14 protein-coding genes, 1 tRNA gene and 2 pseudogenes are annotated in these 15,670 nt (G+C 59.6%); 7 read left to right on the top strand and 10 right to left on the bottom strand.

Annotation, left to right across the window (positions count from 1 at the left end):
* Window positions 1-167 precede the first annotated feature (167 nt).
* Entirely contained in the window at window positions 168-1,427 is a 1,260-nt protein-coding gene (locus RHIBUN_RS0109065; RefSeq protein WP_025659333.1) for an AGE family epimerase/isomerase, read from the top strand.
* Between the two features lie 140 nt (window positions 1,428-1,567).
* A complete protein-coding gene (locus tag RHIBUN_RS0109060) occupies window positions 1,568-2,815 on the top strand; it encodes a D-arabinono-1,4-lactone oxidase (protein WP_025659332.1) in 1,248 nt (415 codons plus the stop codon).
* Between the two features lie 119 nt (window positions 2,816-2,934).
* Here RHIBUN_RS0109060 and RHIBUN_RS0109055 read toward each other — a convergent pair whose 3' ends face one another.
* From RHIBUN_RS0109055 to RHIBUN_RS0109030, 7 genes and pseudogenes are all read right to left on the bottom strand, one after another.
* Window positions 2,935-3,426: a heme-degrading domain-containing protein gene (locus tag RHIBUN_RS0109055; RefSeq protein WP_025659331.1), complete on the bottom strand. Its 492-nt coding sequence runs from the start codon at window positions 3,424-3,426 to the stop codon at window positions 2,935-2,937.
* 87 nt (window positions 3,427-3,513) lie between these two features.
* Window positions 3,514-3,597, bottom strand: a pseudogene (locus RHIBUN_RS37240) (flavin reductase family protein); the annotation flags it as partial.
* A complete protein-coding gene (locus tag RHIBUN_RS0109050; RefSeq protein WP_025659330.1) occupies window positions 3,579-4,319 on the bottom strand; it encodes an aspartate/glutamate racemase family protein in 741 nt (246 codons plus the stop codon). The gene RHIBUN_RS0109050 and the pseudogene RHIBUN_RS37240, both read right to left, overlap by 19 nt.
* 6 nt (window positions 4,320-4,325) lie before the next feature.
* On the bottom strand, window positions 4,326-5,147 hold the full coding sequence (locus RHIBUN_RS0109045; protein WP_025659329.1) for an ABC transporter permease: 822 nt from the start codon (window positions 5,145-5,147) through the stop codon (window positions 4,326-4,328).
* Between the two features lies 1 nt (window position 5,148).
* The gene (locus RHIBUN_RS0109040) at window positions 5,149-6,063 is read right to left on the bottom strand and encodes an ABC transporter permease (RefSeq protein WP_018116581.1); all 915 of its coding nucleotides are present in this window, start codon (window positions 6,061-6,063) and stop codon (window positions 5,149-5,151) included.
* Between the two features lie 74 nt (window positions 6,064-6,137).
* Window positions 6,138-7,436, bottom strand: coding sequence for a PotD/PotF family extracellular solute-binding protein (locus RHIBUN_RS0109035; protein WP_018116582.1), 1,299 nt, complete (start codon window positions 7,434-7,436; stop codon window positions 6,138-6,140).
* A gap of 30 nt (window positions 7,437-7,466) precedes the next feature.
* Window positions 7,467-8,549 (bottom strand): ABC transporter ATP-binding protein, encoded by a 1,083-nt coding sequence (locus RHIBUN_RS0109030; RefSeq protein WP_018857136.1) that lies wholly within the window; start codon window positions 8,547-8,549, stop codon window positions 7,467-7,469.
* A 268-nt stretch (window positions 8,550-8,817) separates the two neighbouring features.
* Here RHIBUN_RS0109030 and RHIBUN_RS0109025 point away from each other — a divergent pair, with 268 nt between their 5' ends.
* Window positions 8,818-9,531, top strand: coding sequence for a GntR family transcriptional regulator (locus RHIBUN_RS0109025; RefSeq protein WP_025659328.1), 714 nt, complete (start codon window positions 8,818-8,820; stop codon window positions 9,529-9,531).
* Between the two features lie 52 nt (window positions 9,532-9,583).
* Here the strand turns inward: RHIBUN_RS0109025 and RHIBUN_RS0109020 are convergent, their stop codons facing one another.
* Together RHIBUN_RS0109020 and RHIBUN_RS0109015 are read right to left on the bottom strand one after the other, a co-directional pair.
* Entirely contained in the window at window positions 9,584-9,967 is a 384-nt protein-coding gene (locus tag RHIBUN_RS0109020) for a hypothetical protein (protein ID WP_018116585.1), read from the bottom strand.
* A 250-nt stretch (window positions 9,968-10,217) separates the two neighbouring features.
* Entirely contained in the window at window positions 10,218-10,958 is a 741-nt protein-coding gene (locus RHIBUN_RS0109015; RefSeq protein WP_018116586.1) for an SIMPL domain-containing protein, read from the bottom strand.
* Between the two features lie 155 nt (window positions 10,959-11,113).
* On the opposite strand from RHIBUN_RS0109015, the gene RHIBUN_RS0109010 reads away from it, so the two are divergent.
* Window positions 11,114-11,189 (top strand) — tRNA-Ile (locus tag RHIBUN_RS0109010).
* Between the two features lie 43 nt (window positions 11,190-11,232).
* Here RHIBUN_RS0109010 and RHIBUN_RS33215 read toward each other — a convergent pair.
* Window positions 11,233-12,410, bottom strand: a pseudogene (locus tag RHIBUN_RS33215) (integrase core domain-containing protein).
* Between the two features lie 325 nt (window positions 12,411-12,735).
* Between RHIBUN_RS33215 and RHIBUN_RS0109000 the strand changes: the two are divergent.
* The 3 genes from RHIBUN_RS0109000 to RHIBUN_RS0108990 all read left to right on the top strand — a co-directional run bounded on the left by RHIBUN_RS0109000 (window position 12,736) and on the right by RHIBUN_RS0108990 (window position 15,647).
* Window positions 12,736-12,957 (top strand): hypothetical protein, encoded by a 222-nt coding sequence (locus RHIBUN_RS0109000; RefSeq protein WP_018116593.1) that lies wholly within the window; start codon window positions 12,736-12,738, stop codon window positions 12,955-12,957.
* A 178-nt stretch (window positions 12,958-13,135) separates the two neighbouring features.
* Entirely contained in the window at window positions 13,136-13,480 is a 345-nt protein-coding gene (locus RHIBUN_RS0108995) for a hypothetical protein (RefSeq protein ID WP_018857139.1), read from the top strand.
* A 1,159-nt stretch (window positions 13,481-14,639) separates the two neighbouring features.
* Window positions 14,640-15,647 carry a DNA topoisomerase IB gene (locus tag RHIBUN_RS0108990; protein ID WP_025659327.1) on the top strand — a complete coding sequence of 336 codons (1,008 nt, stop codon included), beginning with the start codon at window positions 14,640-14,642 and terminating at the stop codon, window positions 15,645-15,647.
* The last annotated feature ends 23 nt before the right edge of the window (window positions 15,648-15,670 follow it).

The raw sequence follows: 15,670 nt of genomic DNA, 5'->3' as shown, positions 1-15,670 counted from the left end.
GACTCCTTGACGTCGTTACAGGCCAATTGGTCAAATCACATAAAGATATCTTTATGTCAATATATGCCCATCATGTGGCGCCTTTGCGGCGCTGGGCAGATGACAGACTCGGGCGACCCCTATATAGGCGGTTACGAAGGCTTTGTGCACGAAATTGGAGGAGTATCATGGTACTAGCAATCGGCGACGCCGCGCTTGGAAACTGGACCACCCGCGCCTACCACCGCAATTGGCTTCTCGCACAGGCAAACGGCCTTTTCGATTTCTTCCAGCACAACTCCGTCAACCCGAAAGGCGGCTTCTTCGATCTCGACGATGCCGGCAAACCGCTCAATGCCGCCGGTCAGGTCCGTCCGATCCACATAGCCTCACGCGCCGTTCATTGCTTTGCGATCGGCACGCTGCTCGGCCGTCCCGGCGCCTCCGACGTCGTGGATCATGGCATGCAGTACATCTGGAACCATCACCGTGACACCAAGAACGGCGGTTACTTCTGGTCGCTCGATGACAAGGGCCCCGTCGATTCAAACAAGCAGGGTTATGGCCACGCCTTCGTCCTGCTCGCAGCGTCCTCCGCCAAGACGGTCGGCCATCCGCTTGCCGACGGCATGCTTGCCGATATTGCCGAGGTCCTGAATACCAAGTTCTGGGAAGCCAAGCACGGCGCCATTGCCGAAGAGTTCACCGCCGACTGGCAGGCTCTCGACGGCGGCAACTACCGTGGCCAGAACTCCAACATGCATTTGACCGAAGCGCTGATGGCGGCCTTCGAGGCAACCGGCGACCGCGACTATCTCGCCAAGGCTGAAAGCATTGCTGATCTCGTCATTCGTCGAGCCGCCGGCTCCGTCGGTTGGCGCGTTGCCGAGCACTTCACCACCGATTGGGGCCTCGACAAGGATTACTATCATCCGAACGAAATGTTCCGCCCGGCAGGCACTACTCCTGGTCATTGGCTGGAGTGGGCGCGCCTCCTTCTCCAACTCTGGGTGCTTGGCGGCAAGAAGCAGGAGTGGATGCCAGATGCGGCGAAGAGCCTGTTCTCGCAGTCGATCGCCCTCGGTTGGGACGACGACAAGGGCGGCTTCTTCTATACACTCGACTGGGAAGACAAGCCGGCCAAGCGCAACAAGCTGTGGTGGCCGGCCTGCGAGGGCGCTGCCGCCGCGCACTTCCTCAATGAGCACCTGCCAAGCGACTACCACGAGGAATATTACCGCAGGATCTGGAACGTGATCGAACGCGCCTTCATCGACCACAAGAATGGCGGTTGGCACGAGGAGCTGACGGAAAATCTGGTACCCTCACACAGCCTGTTCCCCGGCAAGGGCGACATCTACCACGCCCTGCAGGCCTGCCTGATCCCCCTCTTTCCCGCAACGGGAAGCCTAACCAAGGTCATTCCCGAGGCGGGCGGCAAGATCTGATATAGAGCGAGCGCCGCTTCAGTGGCGCTCGATCATCAAGTGGCGTCGCGTCGACGCCATAACTTGAGCGGAGACCCGGCACAGCGGCGCAAAGTACGTCGTTGGAATGGCTGTGCGATAGAGAAGCGCGAGGTTTTGTTATGACGCGGGTTCCAAAGGCTAACTGGGCGGGAAGCTTTCACTATGGCTTTCGAGACTGCCTCTATCCGTCTTCGGTGGAAGCGGTCCGCGAAGTCGTGATGCGAGCGCCAAAGATAAAGACGGTGGGGTCAAGCCACTCATTCAATGCGATCGCCGATGGCGAAGTTGCCCTGTCGCTTGCCGATGTGCCAATCGACCCCGTCATCGAAGGCGATGGGAGACAGGTTTCCGTTGGCGGTCATTGCACCTATGGCGAGCTTGCGTTTTTGCTCCATGGCCATGGTCTTGCCGTACACAATCTAGCCTCCCTACCCCACATCTCCATTGCTGGCGCGATTGCCACGGCAACGCATGGCTCAGGCGACCGGAACGGCAATCTGGCGACAGCGGTCTCGGGATTGGAAATCGTCTCAGGCGACGGCCGCCTCGTGAAGGTGACCCGCGGCGATGCCGATTTCGCGGGCATGGTGGTGCATTTGGGCGCGCTTGGCGTCGTAACGCGCGTGACGCTTGACGTTCAGCCGGAGTTTCAGGTCGCACAGTGCGTCTACGAAGGATTGGCCTGGGACAAGCTTTTGGCCAACCTCGATGAGATAATGGCCTTGGGCTACAGCGTCAGCGTGTTCACGCAATGGGGTCAACAAGCAGGATCGATTTGGGTCAAGAGAACTGCGTCCGCCGAGGACTGGCCGGCCGACATCCACGGCGCAACACGCGCGATGGTCAACAGGCACCCCATAAGCGAATTGGACGCGCAAAACTCCACGGATCAGTTGGGGCAATATGGCCGCTGGTCCGACAGGCTCCCGCACTTCAAGATGGGCTTCACGCCCAGCAATGGCGAAGAGATACAGTCCGAGTTCCACCTTCCACGCAAACACGGCGCGGCAGCGATCGAAGCGCTGCTGTCGATCCGCGATAAATTTGCCCACTTGGTGCAAGCGGGCGAACTCCGGACTGTCGCGGCGGACGAGCTATGGCTCAGTCCTCAGTATCACCGCGATACGCTGTCGTTCCACTTTACCTGGGTTCGGGATCAGGAGGCCGTGAATGCGGCCGTGGGGCATATCGAGCAGGCACTCTCGCCCTTCGCAGCCCTGCCGCATTGGGGCAAGGTCTTTACGGAGCGCAACATCGGCGCCAAATATGAAAAGCTTGCCGAGTTTGTCCGTCTTCGCGACAGGATGGATCCGGAACGGAGGTTCTCTAACCCGTGGTTGGAAGACGTTGTCTTCGGCTCGAACTGAGCGGCTGCCGTTGATGGGGGCTTCGCATACCTCGATTGGGTCCAACTGAAGCCGTCCTCCCCATCCGATCGCTCGCAGCGTAAACCTGGCGTGCCAAGACACGCCAGGTGAAACAGCAATCACGCCAGGCGAAGGGCGTCGATGTCTTTCGCCAGCATCAATGCCAGCGCCTCGACCGCAAGATTGTGGTCGTCTCGCTGCGGCAAGCCGGATACGGTGACCGCGCCAATGCAGCCGGTGCCCTTCACATTGATCGGAAAGCTGCCGCCATGCGGCGCATAGTCGGCATCCGAAAGACCATTGTCGGCAACCGTCTTGCCCTTCTCCTTAAGATCGAGACCGATCGCGTAGCTGCTCTTGAAGTAGCGCAGCACCAGATTGCGCTTGCGCCGCACCCACTGGACGTTGTCGGGCGTGACACCGGGCAGTGCCGCATAGAAGACGGGCATCGAATGCAGCGTAATGTCGATCGCGATCCCGAGGCCGCGCTCGGTTCCAAGTTCCTGCAGGAGCCTGCCGAGCTGCCATGCTGTCGTGAGATCGAAGGTGTCGAAACTCAGCACCTTCTCCTGTTCTGCAATCCGCTTAAGGTCGTCGTCCGGCATGGTCACGTGTGCTTCCTCTCCTGCAATGCTTTTGTTTGAACAAATGCAAGCGGAGGTGAAAAGTAAAGCGGAATCGTGGCGCTGCCCGGAAGCTTACAATTGGGGCGTCAGCATTTCGAAACGGTCACGGATCGTCGAACAGGTATCGCCGTCACAGGTCAGCCTGCTGCCCGCATCGGCGCAAAAACACTCATCGCGCCTGTAAAGGGCTTGGCCAGCGGCGACGCGTAGGAGCCGCGCTTGCTGGTCGACAGCCCAAGTGACACCAGCGCTTCCGCCTGCTTCACCGCCGCGGCTACGCCGTCGACAACGGGCACGCCGTAGATATCCTGCAGCTCGCGAGCCAGATCAGTCATCCCGGAGCAACCAAGCACGATCGCTTCGGCGCCATCCTCAGCAAGAGCACGCTCGATCTCGGCCCGGAGCTTGCCGATAGCACCCGAGGCGGGATCTTCGAGCTGAAGAACCGGAATATCGGAGGCGCGCACCTTCGCGCGGCCTCCCATGCCGTAGCGCCGCACGAGGTTGTCGATCAGGACGCGCGAACGCTCCAGCGTCGTCACGACGGTAAATCGCTGCGCCAGGAAGCCTGCGGTGGCGACCGCAGATTCGCAGAGCCCAAGCACCGGCACGTCGGCAAAGCTGCGCGCCGCATCTAGTCCCGTGTCGTCGAAGCAGGCGATGATGGCGGCATCGTATTCGCCAGCCCGCTCCTTGAGTTCGCTGAGAAGTCCCGGGATTGCGAGCGCTCCGTCATAATGTCCTTCGATCGATACCGGCCCCATGCGTGAGGTGGCGGCAATGATGGCGGTGCCGGACGCCGCGACCGCGCAGGCAGCAAAGGCGGCCTTGTCGGTCATGGTTTCAGTCGTATTGGGATTGACCAGAAGAATGCGCATTAGGGGTTAGCTTACCTTTGCCTGGCGCCGACGCAGCATGAGCATGATGCCGAGCGCGACGAGGATGATGGTGAAGGAAAACAACGTCGTGACCGTGCCGAGCGCATAGAGCACCGGCGTGGTGACGTTGGTGGTCATGCCGTAGATTTCGAGCGGCAACGTGTTGTAACTTCCTGACGTCATCAGCGTGCGGGCGAACTCGTCGTAAGAGAGCGTGAACCCGAACAGGCCGACACCGATCAGGCTGGGGGCAATCATCGGCAACACGACATGACGAAAGGTCTGCCACGAATTCGCGCCAAGATCGCGCGCAGCTTCTTCGTAGGCTGGCGAAAACCGGTTGAAGACGGCAAACATGATCAGCACGCCAAAGGGCAGCGTCCATGTCAGGTGCGCGCCGAAGGCGGACGAGTACCAGGCAGGCTTAAGGCCGCCCTGCTGGAAGACCACGCCGATCCCGAGCGAAATGATGATCGACGGAACCACCAGGCTCGCGACCGTTGCGTAGAAAAGCACGGTCGCGCCCCGGAAGCGGCGGCGGAACGCCAGGCCGGCCAACAGCGAGACGACTACGGTGACCACCATCACCATCAGCCCGAGCGTGAACGAGCGGCGGAAGGATGCGCCGAAATCCCCGACTGCCTGCTTCTCGAAGAGATTGTAGAACCAGTGAACGGAAACGCCATTCAGCGGGAATGTTAGGCCCCCGTCTGGCCCCTGGAAGGACAGGATCAGGACCGCCGAGAGTGGTCCGTAGAGGAACAGCACGAAGACAAAGAAGAAGGCAGCGAGCACGTAGAATTCAAAGGTGCGCTTCTCGTGGTTCATCTCAAAGCTCCTTCCGAATATCGACGACGCGCAGGATGGCGGCGACCATCATCAGGACAACGATCAGAAGCACGACGGCATTCGCGGCAGCGGCCGGATACTGCAGCAGCGACATCTGGTTCTTCATCATCAGCGCGACCGAAGCGCTCTGGCCACCGGACATGACCTGCACGGTCGAAAAGTCGGCCATGACGAGGGTGACGACGAAGATCGAACCGATCGCGATACCGGGCTTTGCCAGCGGCAACACGACATTCCAGAGGATCTGCCAGCCCGTGGCCCCGGCGTCTCGCGCCGCCTCGAACAGCGACCGGTCGATGCGCATCAGCGTGTTGAAGATCGGCGTCACCATGAAGAGTGTGTAGAGATGCACCATGGCGAGAACCACGGCGAAATCGGAATAGAGCAGCCATTCGATCGGCTGCGGCACGATGCCCATCTGCACCAGCGCGGAGTTGACCAGACCGTTGCGGCCGAGCACCGGGATCCACGAGATCATGCGGATGATGTTGGAGGTCATGAACGGCACTGTGCAGACCAGAAACAGGATCATCTGCGTCGACGTGCGCCGGATATGAAAGGCGAGGAAATAGGCGACCCAGAAGCCGATGAAGAGTGTCAGGCTCCAGACGATCACCGTGAATTTCAATGTGTTGAGATAGGTCTTCCAGGTGACCCATGAACCGAGCGTGTCGGTGTAGTTCATGGTCAGGAAATCAGGGTAGAGACCGGCGAAGTCGTAGTCCCAGAAACTAACGACGGCGATCATGGCGATCGGCAGGATGAAGAAGAAACCGAGAATGAGGATTAGCGGCGTCGCCTGCAGATAAGAGGCTGCCCATGTCGGCCATCCGATCCGTCGGCGGCTTGTCTGTTCCGATTGGTGCTCGGCCTGCGAAGACGCGATCGTCGCCATGTTTCCGGTCTCTCCGTTATAGACGCCCTCCCCCCCAAAGGAACTGGGGAGAGGGCCTGGCAGAAGCGGTTGCCTTAGGCAGCGATGAACTCGTTCCAGCGGCGAACCATGTAGCGGTCTTCGTCCATGACGGAGTTCCAGCACGCCACATGACCCATGCGCTCTTCAAACGAACCACCGTCGCGAACGGCGCCGGCCTTCTCCATGACCTTGCCCTCAGGCGAGAGGATATCGCCCTGGGCGGCCTTGCCTTCGATCCAGTAGCCCCACTCGTCAGCCGTCATGAAGTTCTTGGCGGTGTCCATGCAGGCCGAGTAGTAGCCCTGGCGGTTGAGGTAGCCGCCGACCCAGCCCGACGTGTACCAGTTGATGTATTCATAGGCCGCGTCGAGCTGCGCGCCCTTGAGGTGCGAGGCAAGGCCGAGACCGCCGCCCCACGAGCGGTAGCCTTCCTTGAGCGGCTGATACTTGCAGGCGATGCCCTTGGAGCGGACGGCCGCGACAGCCGGCGACCACATGGACTGGATGACGACTTCGCCGGAGGCCATCAGGTTGACCGACTCGTCGAAGCTCTTCCAGAAGGCGCGGAACTGGCCGTCCTGCTTGGCCTTGATAAGGAACTCGATCGTCTTGTCGATCTCTTCCTTGGTCATGTTGCCCTTGTCGGCGTATTTGATGTTGCCGAGCGCTTCCATGATCATCGCGGCATCCATGATGCCGATCGACGGAATGTTGAGGATCGATGTCTTGCCCTTGAACTTTGGGTCCATGATATCGGCCCAAGTGGTGATATCGCGACCGACGAGATCCGGACGAATGCCGAGCGTATCGGCATTGTAGATCGTCGGCATCATGGTGAAGAGCTCGGTTTCGCCCTTGGCGAAGGTCTTGGCGTCCGCGCTCTCGACATAGCCGACCGTGTGCGGCGCCGTGCCCTGCGCGATGACGCTGTCCGGCTTCAGCTTGCCGTTCTTGAACAACGGAACGACCTTGTCGTAGTACTTCAGCTTCTTCACATCCATCGGCTGGATGACGCCGGTCGGGTAAACCTTCTTCAGGATCCAGTACTCGATGTCGGCGATGTCATAGCTGTCAGGCTGCGTCACGGCGCGCTGGGCGGCGGCGTCGGAATCGGTCGCCGTCATCTCCAGCGTGATGCCGAGGTCCTTCTTGCACTGCTCGGCAATGGCGTTAATGTTGGAAACACCGGTGCCGAACTGGCGTAGCGTGATGTTGGACTGCGCCCAGATCGTCGGGAAGCCGGTGATGAGGCCCGAGCCTGCAGCAGCGCCGAGCGCGGCGGCGCCAGTTTTCAGCAGGCTGCGGCGGGAAATCCCGACCTCAGTCTTCGTCGTCTTCTTTTCAGTTGTCATGTCAGTTCCCCTTCTTTTTGCTGGTGAGGTTCATGCACGGCCGAGGAGGACCGCGTCCTCCAGAGCCCATCTCAGAGACACCGCATCGCCGACCGATACGGGTTTGGCGAAATAATCGCCGTCACTCGCGATAACAGTGAAGTCGTCACTGCCCGCGCCGGCCACCGTGAGCTTCACCGAGGCGCCGCGATATTCGATATTGGAGACGACACCGTTGAAGCCGAGCGTCTTGTCGGAAGCCTTTTCGAGGCGCACACGATCCGTGCGGACGCCGATATCGACGCTCTCGCCGGCATGCTTGCCGTTGCCGCGCACCGAGAAGGTCTGCCCTTCCGGAACCTCGAGCGTAGTGACACCGCCATTTGAAGACACAACGCGGCCGGAAAGAACATTGTGATCGCCCATGAAGCGAGCGACGAAGGCGGTGGCCGGCTCCTCGAAGACCTTGCGCGGCGTTGCCGCCTGCTCGATCTTGCCGTCGTTCATGATGACGATGATATCGGCGAGCGCCATCGCCTCTTCCTGGCTGTGCGTCACGTGCACAAAGGTGATGCCGAGACTCTTCTGCAGCTTCTTCAGCTCCGCACGCATGCGGATCTTCAGGAAGGGATCGAGGGCTGAGAGCGGTTCATCGAGCAGCAGCGCTTCGGGATCTGTGATCAGCGCGCGCGCCAGCGCCACACGCTGTTGCTGGCCGCCAGAGAGCTGTGCCGGTCGCCTCGTCGCATAGGCGTCCATCTGCATCAGCTTCAACATGTCAAGCGCCTTGGCGCGCCGGTCCTCCTTCTCGACGCCCTTCATTTTCAGGCTGAAGGCGACGTTGTCGATGAGATCAAGATGCGGGAAGAGCGCATAGGACTGGAACATCATTGCGGTACCGCGCTTGGCCGGCGGAAAATCGGTGACGACGGTATTCCCGAGCCTGATATCGCCTGAGGAAATGCTTTCGTGCCCGGCGATCATGCGCAGCGTCGAGGTCTTGCCGCAGCCGGAAGGCCCGAGAAAGCAGCAGTAGGAGCCGGCCGGAATCTTCAGGCTGATGGAATGGACCGCCGTCGTGGCGCCATACACCTTGGAAACGGATACGATATCGATCTCTGCGGCTTTCGACATTGGTCTTCCCCTGTTTGAGAAAGACAATGCATCTGCCGTGCCAGTTTCTTTTGCGGCGCACAAAACGTCCGGAAATCAAAGACTTCCGATCGATGCAACGCCATATATCAAAATTCAGGCAGCGGCGTCACATGCACACAAAATAGGCCATCGTCTGCAATTCGTGCAAAATATCGTATACAATTTAGCCTTCACTTTGCGCGCAAATTCCGTTTAACTTTTACGGGAAACGCAGATATCATTTCCCGATCAAAAGGTATTTGTGTTCATGAAGCCCACCGCAACGGCCCTGCAGACTGCAGAGGATCCAGCCGATACAGGCACACAAAAAATCCGCGACGCGATCCGCGATGCGATCGTCGAGCGGCGTCTGTCACCGGGAACGAAGCTGTCTGAAAGCGATGTCGGCAACTTGTTCAATGTCAGTCGCACGCTTGCGCGCGCCGCCTTGCAGGCTCTTTCCTATGAAGGTCTGGTCAGCGTCGAAAAGAATCGTGGCGCCTTCGTCGCCTACCCCTCGCCCGATGAGGCGCGCCAGATCTTTGCCGCCCGCCGTCTCGTGGAGCCAGGGATCTTGCGGGAGGCCGCGGCCAGAATCACGCCTTCGCAAATCCAGCATCTGAGGCAATTGCTGCTCGAGGAAGGCCGCCTGATGGGCGAGCGCGGCCAGACGGCCCGGCGTGCCGAGATCAAGGCATCAGGCGACTTCCATCTGACGCTTGCTGCCATATCCGGCAACGCCATCATGCAGCGTTTCATGGATGAGCTTGTTGCCCGCTCATCGCTGGTGATCGCCCTCTACGGCCAATCGACCATATCGAGTTGCGGCCATTCCGAGCACGGCGACATCCTCGTCGCGATCGAGCGGAGCGATCTCGACGAGGCATGCAGGCTGATGCTGCACCACATTGCGCATATCGAGGCCGATCTCGACCTGCGCGAACGCAAGAGCGTCGGCCTCAAGGAAGCCTTCGAACCATAGCAAGTTTTATACGGGAAGCGGGATTGCGGCCCTACGACCGCAATCCAACCGTTCAGTTGCCGGAGCGGCGCTCGGCTGGCTGTTCTGCAACGGCGACAATGTCAGCCGTGCCATTGGCAAGCAGACGCTTGCGGACGAGGACGCCCATGACGCGGGCAGCCGTCGAAAAACTCATCTGGTCGAGCGGTCCTTCGCCCTCCCAGGGTTTGGTAAGCCGTTCTGTGACGGCTCCGACGATGTTCATCGGAACGATGTCGTCGCAGTGGCGCATCGCCTCGAAGACCTGGCTGATGGGAACAACACGTCCCTCGAAAGTGACAATCGGCTCGGTGAGCTCCGTATCCCACTCTTCGAAGGCGTAGAGTGCTTCGCGGAAGAGTTCCTGAAGGGTGAACGGGGCATGTCCATCGTGAAGCGGCGGCAAGGCATTCGTCATGTCTGTCTCCTCTTTGGGGGCTAGTGCCATTCCTCCTCTTCGGCCGGCAGAGCTCGGGAAACAGAACTCAAGATTCCCCTGCGAGGCCGAAAACACGATCGATGTTATAGTGTAATATACGCGTGATAAAGCCCTTTATCGGCGTATCGGCTCCACCGCGCCCGACAAGAAACAAACAGGCCATTGATATTGCAGAGAATATCAACGGCCACCCGGCGTCAAAATTAGAGATTTCTGAACTGTTGGAGGATCACTGCGTGATCGAGAACGTCATGTTGACGGTGATGTTGTAGCTGGTTTCACCGCCCTGGACCGGGACGGCTGAGTCTGCCGCGGCCTTCATCATGGCGGCCCGAGCGACCGGCACCGGCTGTGGACGCGGCGACGTCTCGCTGATCTCGATCACGCGCCCGAGCTTCACGTCAGCTGCCCCGGCCAGCGTCTTCGCCTTCTCGATGGCATTGGCGACGGCATTCTTGCGAGCCTCCTCCATCACCTTTTCCGGCTTGTCGTTGGTGAATTGAATGTCGCCACCCTGATTGACACCGAGCGTGACGGCTTCGTCGAGGATGGCGCCCAGCTTGGACAGGTCGCGGACGCGCACGCTCAGGGAGTTGGAGACCTGGTAAGCGACCAACTGCGGCTGCTGTGGCTGACCATCGTTGGATTGCGGGTAGGTGAATTGCGGCTGCACTGAAAAGCCCGACGTCTGGAGATCGCGCTCGGCGATGCCTGCCTTTTTCAGCGCCGCCAGGACATCAGTCATCGACTTGTTGTTTTCGTCGAGCGCTTCGCGTGCGGTCTTTGCCTGCTTCACGACGGAAAGGTTGAGCACCGCCATGTCGGGCGCGACGCTCGCCTGTCCCTCGCCACTGACGGAGATCACGGCCTCGCGCGGCTGCGAATCAGCAGCCAGTGTCGGCAACGCGATGGTGGCGATCGGAAGGCCAAGCAAAAGGCTGAAGGCAATGGTTCTGGTGTTCGGCAGCACGGTGTTTAACTCCCTGATTGTGAAGTCTCGATTGCCGTCTTGCCGATTGATTGTGAAGCTATTGCGGCAGTCCCTTGTGAGCGCTCAAGAATTGCGTTAGAGCGAAACCCGTTCCGGGGAACCATTGCGCCGGACACGGCAGCCATGCTGTCGCCGGGCCTGTAGCTCAATGGTTAGAGCCGGCGGCTCATAACCGCTTGGTTGGGGGTTCGAGTCCCTCCGGGCCCACCAGTTCTTTCTTGTCCAGCCCGGAGACATAGGTAACAAAACGTACCTACCACATGGGTGACAACCTCGTGCCGAACGGGTTGCCGATGGTTTGCAAGGTCCTCTGCTCGAGGTCGATATATCCGAGATCATAGTGCATGAAGCTGACGAGCCAAATGCCGTCGTCGACCTCCTTGATTCCCAGTTTCTGTCCGGCCGGCACGGTCGAGATGTTGATCGTCTTGCGGTAGATGCAGATGCGGCCGCAATGGGTCACCAGCGCGTCACGGTCGTGGAACGGATAATCGATCTCCGGCAGCCCGTTATATCGGCGCGCCGATGGCGTGTAGAGATCGAGCGGCACCTTCATCGCCAGGGCTTCATGCGGCCGCTCGGTATTGAATTCGCTGACGAACGCATCGAAGCGGGCCTGTTGCTGCAGGATATTTCTGCCAGGTGGCCTGGTCGCCTCTTTCTTCAGCGTCAGGTGCATGCGCTCATGCCGGCCATTCTCTTGCGGATGGCCCGGCCTGATGCGCTCGAGCGCGATGCCGAGCCGCAGCCACCAGACTGACAGCTTCGACAGATCGTAGGGGCCGTTGGGCTTGGCGAACGGCAGGCCGTTGTCACTGCGGATCGCGCTTGGCAGGCCATGTTCGGCAAACAATCGGCGGAACGCCTCGAACAACCCCCACCTCCTTTGTCGATTCGAAGGCTTCACAGGCAAGCAGGTAGCATGACGCCTGGTCGGTGACCGTCAGCGGGTAACAGTAGCGGCCATCGCCGAGTTTGAACTCGCCCTTGAAGTCGGCGCACCACAGGTCGTTCGGCGAAAGGGCCCGTGATAAGGACGTTCCTTCTGCCCGATAAGGGTGCCGCTGGCGGGCATGAGCGACCAGCCCGTGCCGGTCAAGCACCGCTCTTCGACGGCACGCGCACATCGCCGGCCAGACACTTCACCAGCAGTTCTCTGATCTTCCTGGCACCCCAATGCGGCTTCTCCTTCTTGAGCCGCACGATCATTGCCTCGACCGGCTCGGGCAACTGGTTGGCGTAACGCACCGGCCGTCGAGACCGATCCGTCAGCGCCTCCAGGCCGTCGTCCTCGTAGCGATTGAAGATTTTGTAGCCGGTCTTGCGCGAGATGCCGAACTCCCGGCACACATCGCTCATGCCTTCGCCCTCCAGCAGGCAGGCGACAAATCGTAGACGTTCCTCCATCACCGAAGTCTCTCTCCACGGCATCAACACCTCCCGCCAAAAGCGAAAAGTGTTACCCATGTCTCCGGTACAAAACGTCACCTATCTCTCAGATCGGGCATCTTCCGATCCCATCCGCCGACATATCTCCCTTCCACAATCGCACACCGTTGGCTTCGATTTCAACGACGTTTCCGAGCCTCGGAGAGCCGAAATTTGATCCTTTTCGGCGCTAGTCCGACGCACCGACTATTGCCATTTTGCAACGCAGCGGCGTTTAGGAGCGCAATATGAGTGGATTCTTATATTAGAGAGGTTGCCACGCCGATGCAGCTGCACATAGGCTCCAGTCTCGAAGGGAGACGGGCCGATGCAATGGATTTCGTGGCACCGACCGATGCTGACATCGAAAATCACCGACCTGATCGATCGCATCCTGGAGTGCTGGTGCGACGAACATGGACATCACACCGGAAGTGTTGAAGCACGCCGAAAGGCAAACAGCTTGCTCCAATGGATCGAACTCGGCGTCACGGATGAACGGGAACTTTCGGACCTGATCCGCGACGACATCGTGATCGGCGCGCAGTAGACTGAACGGCTACCGCAAGGCCAGCATCCGTCGTGCACCAGACCGATGTCTCGTTCTTGCGCGGCTTGGGCTATGCACTACCCTAGCTATCTCTGTGATGATATGCACAATCGCCGCGCGGCTCACTTCATGGACGCGGCCCTTATGCCCAGCTTTGTGACGTCAAACGGACGATGAGATGAGCAAGCTTCTTTTGGCCCTTGCGCCTACTTTGTTGTTGGCGCTGTCAGTTTCTCCTACTGCTCTCGCTGAGACACGCCCGCTCTCAGAGATAACCAAGAAAACCGAAGCCCGAATTCTACGCGACAATCTGAAACCCAATGTCGCGTGCTACAAGGAAATCTTGGAGGACTTTCAAGAGCGGAAGATCAAGAAGGCGGACATATACGTCACCTTCGACGATCCCCAGGTTGAGGGCATTGGGATCGGGATAGCGGAGACTGACGAAAACTACTCTTGCGAAGGTGGCGAGATGAGAGCTTGGGAAGCCGGGAAGTACGAGGTCGTAAAGAAATTCCGTTAGGCACGTTGTCGGCCGGCCTATCGCCGATAGGTTAGCTCCCTTGTTTGTCTGGCTCTTAATCGGGTTGGGCTACAAGCAAGCCAGCCAAAACCCTTTAGCTGACGCAATAAATGGCGAGCGCCCAGGTTGGCACGTTAGTTAAGTTCATGAGGGTTTTGATGCTCGACCCGCCGTGTTCTTGGCTTCGGCTAAAGAAGGGCGCGCAAGAGTGATCGCGGTTTTCCGCTCACCGTCTGGTGTCTGGGTTTACCGTTGGGCGGCCTTCTTCGAAGCTTGTCAGTATCAACTGGGGAAGACAATGCCGTCAAAAAGCTTCCTTGACGTCCTGATCGTCCCTGCGCCCTTCACTCTGCCGTCTGGGCCTATATCGAGGAACACCTCCATGTGCCGGTTGGGTGCTCAATCACGTAGCGGCCGTCGCTGGGCGCTTCGACAAGGCCGTGTGCGGGAGAACCGACGAGGCGAGTGGGTACCTAAGCACAATCTCGTGCTGCGTGGCGTCATCGGGGTCTTCCCTCCTGCCCACCAGTCTCAAATGCCATCAGGCCGGGTCAAGCAGGAAGCTCTTGCCTCACACGGGAGAGCCGAGAGGTCAGCCTACCCGTTGGTGATCCTCTCGAGCCCTCGGGGAGCCCGAAGGCGCCCTTGCGTGTCCTTTTTGGCGGAAGGACGAGAACAACTTAGACAGAGCATGCCCGCTTGGAAAGTTGGACCAAGGTCCGATCGGAAGGAGGGAGGCTGCAGGAGGGTTGGTCCGCGACATCCTAAAGCCTCCCTCATCCTTCGGGGCAGAAGGACAAGGGTCAGTTAGCGCTGGCCCAGTGCTTGGGTAGTTGGACTTAGGTCTGACGAATTCGCCGCCATCTTGCGAATCGAATCGGCAGTGCCGCGCGTCGGTCACACCCGGCGCACCGAAGCCCTTGAAAGTAGAGGGAGATTATAGCCAGATACCAAGTCCTATTGGTAATCCGGGCCAAGCGCGCCACCTTCACTCAATGCCGCGTTCGCCGCCGTTCCGCCGTCTTACCTAGCCGGCAGCGGAACCTAGCGACGACAACGACGTTTCGTGCTCACTGTGGATCAGAGAACGACTCATAAATCGCAACCCCGCAACGAACCGGCGACGTCGCAACTTAATGGGGCGTCGACTGCCGACGGCTTGGTTTTCATAGCGAGCCTGGAGACCGGCATCAGCAGGCAGGCGGGCAAAAAGGGATTTGTCTATTACGACGCCGGTGGCATCCGTATCACGGAGCCATCGGAGCTCGATCGCATCTCCGCGCTTGCCATTCCCCCGGCCTATACCGAGGTCCTGATTTCTGCCGACCCCCATTCCCACCTGCAGGCCACTGGCCGCGACGCTCGCGGCCGCAAGCAATACCGCTACCATCCCAAATGGACTGCCGAGCGGGAAAAGAGCAAATTCGAGCGGCTTGCCGACTTCGGCTCGGCGCTTCCCGCGATCCGGAAGAAGGTGGATTCAGACCTCCGGCGCCGGGCACCCAACATCGACAAGGCGCTCGCAACAATCGTCTGGCTGCTCGATAACCTCTTCATCCGCGTCGGCAATGCGAGCTACGCCGCGGAGAACGCGTCCTATGGCCTGACGACGCTGCGCAACAAGCATGTGAAAATATCAGGGTCGAGCATTCACTTCCGCTTCAAGGGCAAGTCAGGAAAGGAATGGCGCCTCAGTCATAGCGACCGTCGCATCACGCGCGCCGTGCAGATGCTCCAGGAGCTGCCCGGGCAACAGCTTTTCCAGTACATCGATGACGATGGTGTCTGCCACCCCATCCAATCACAGGACGTCAACAGCTACATACGGCAAGCATCCGGAGCCGATTTCACGTCCCGCCAATTCCGCACTTGGGGAGCAACGCAAATGGCTGCGACCGGGCTGGCTTCGCTTGAACCACACGAAAGCCAGCGAGGGCGCGCCCGGCAGGTGAATGAAGTCATCGACGCAATTGCCGCGCGCCTGGTCAACACGCGCGCAGTATGCCGGTCGTCCTATATCCATCCAAAGATATTCGAAAGCTTTGAGACCGGCGACCTTGCCAGTCTCGCCACCGCCCGACCGAGCCGAAGCGTGCGACTGCTGCGCTGGATGAATCAGGAGGAGATCGCCGTGCTCCGCTGGCTCAAGGCGCTCAATGGGCACTGACTCTATCTGTCCGCGCGCAATGG

Source organism: Rhizobium sp. IBUN (genome assembly GCF_000510625.1).
Classification (GTDB): Bacteria; Pseudomonadota; Alphaproteobacteria; order Rhizobiales; family Rhizobiaceae; genus Rhizobium; species Rhizobium altiplani.
The sequence above is the reverse complement of the archived record's forward strand: the minus strand, read 5'-3'. Positions and strand labels throughout refer to the sequence as shown.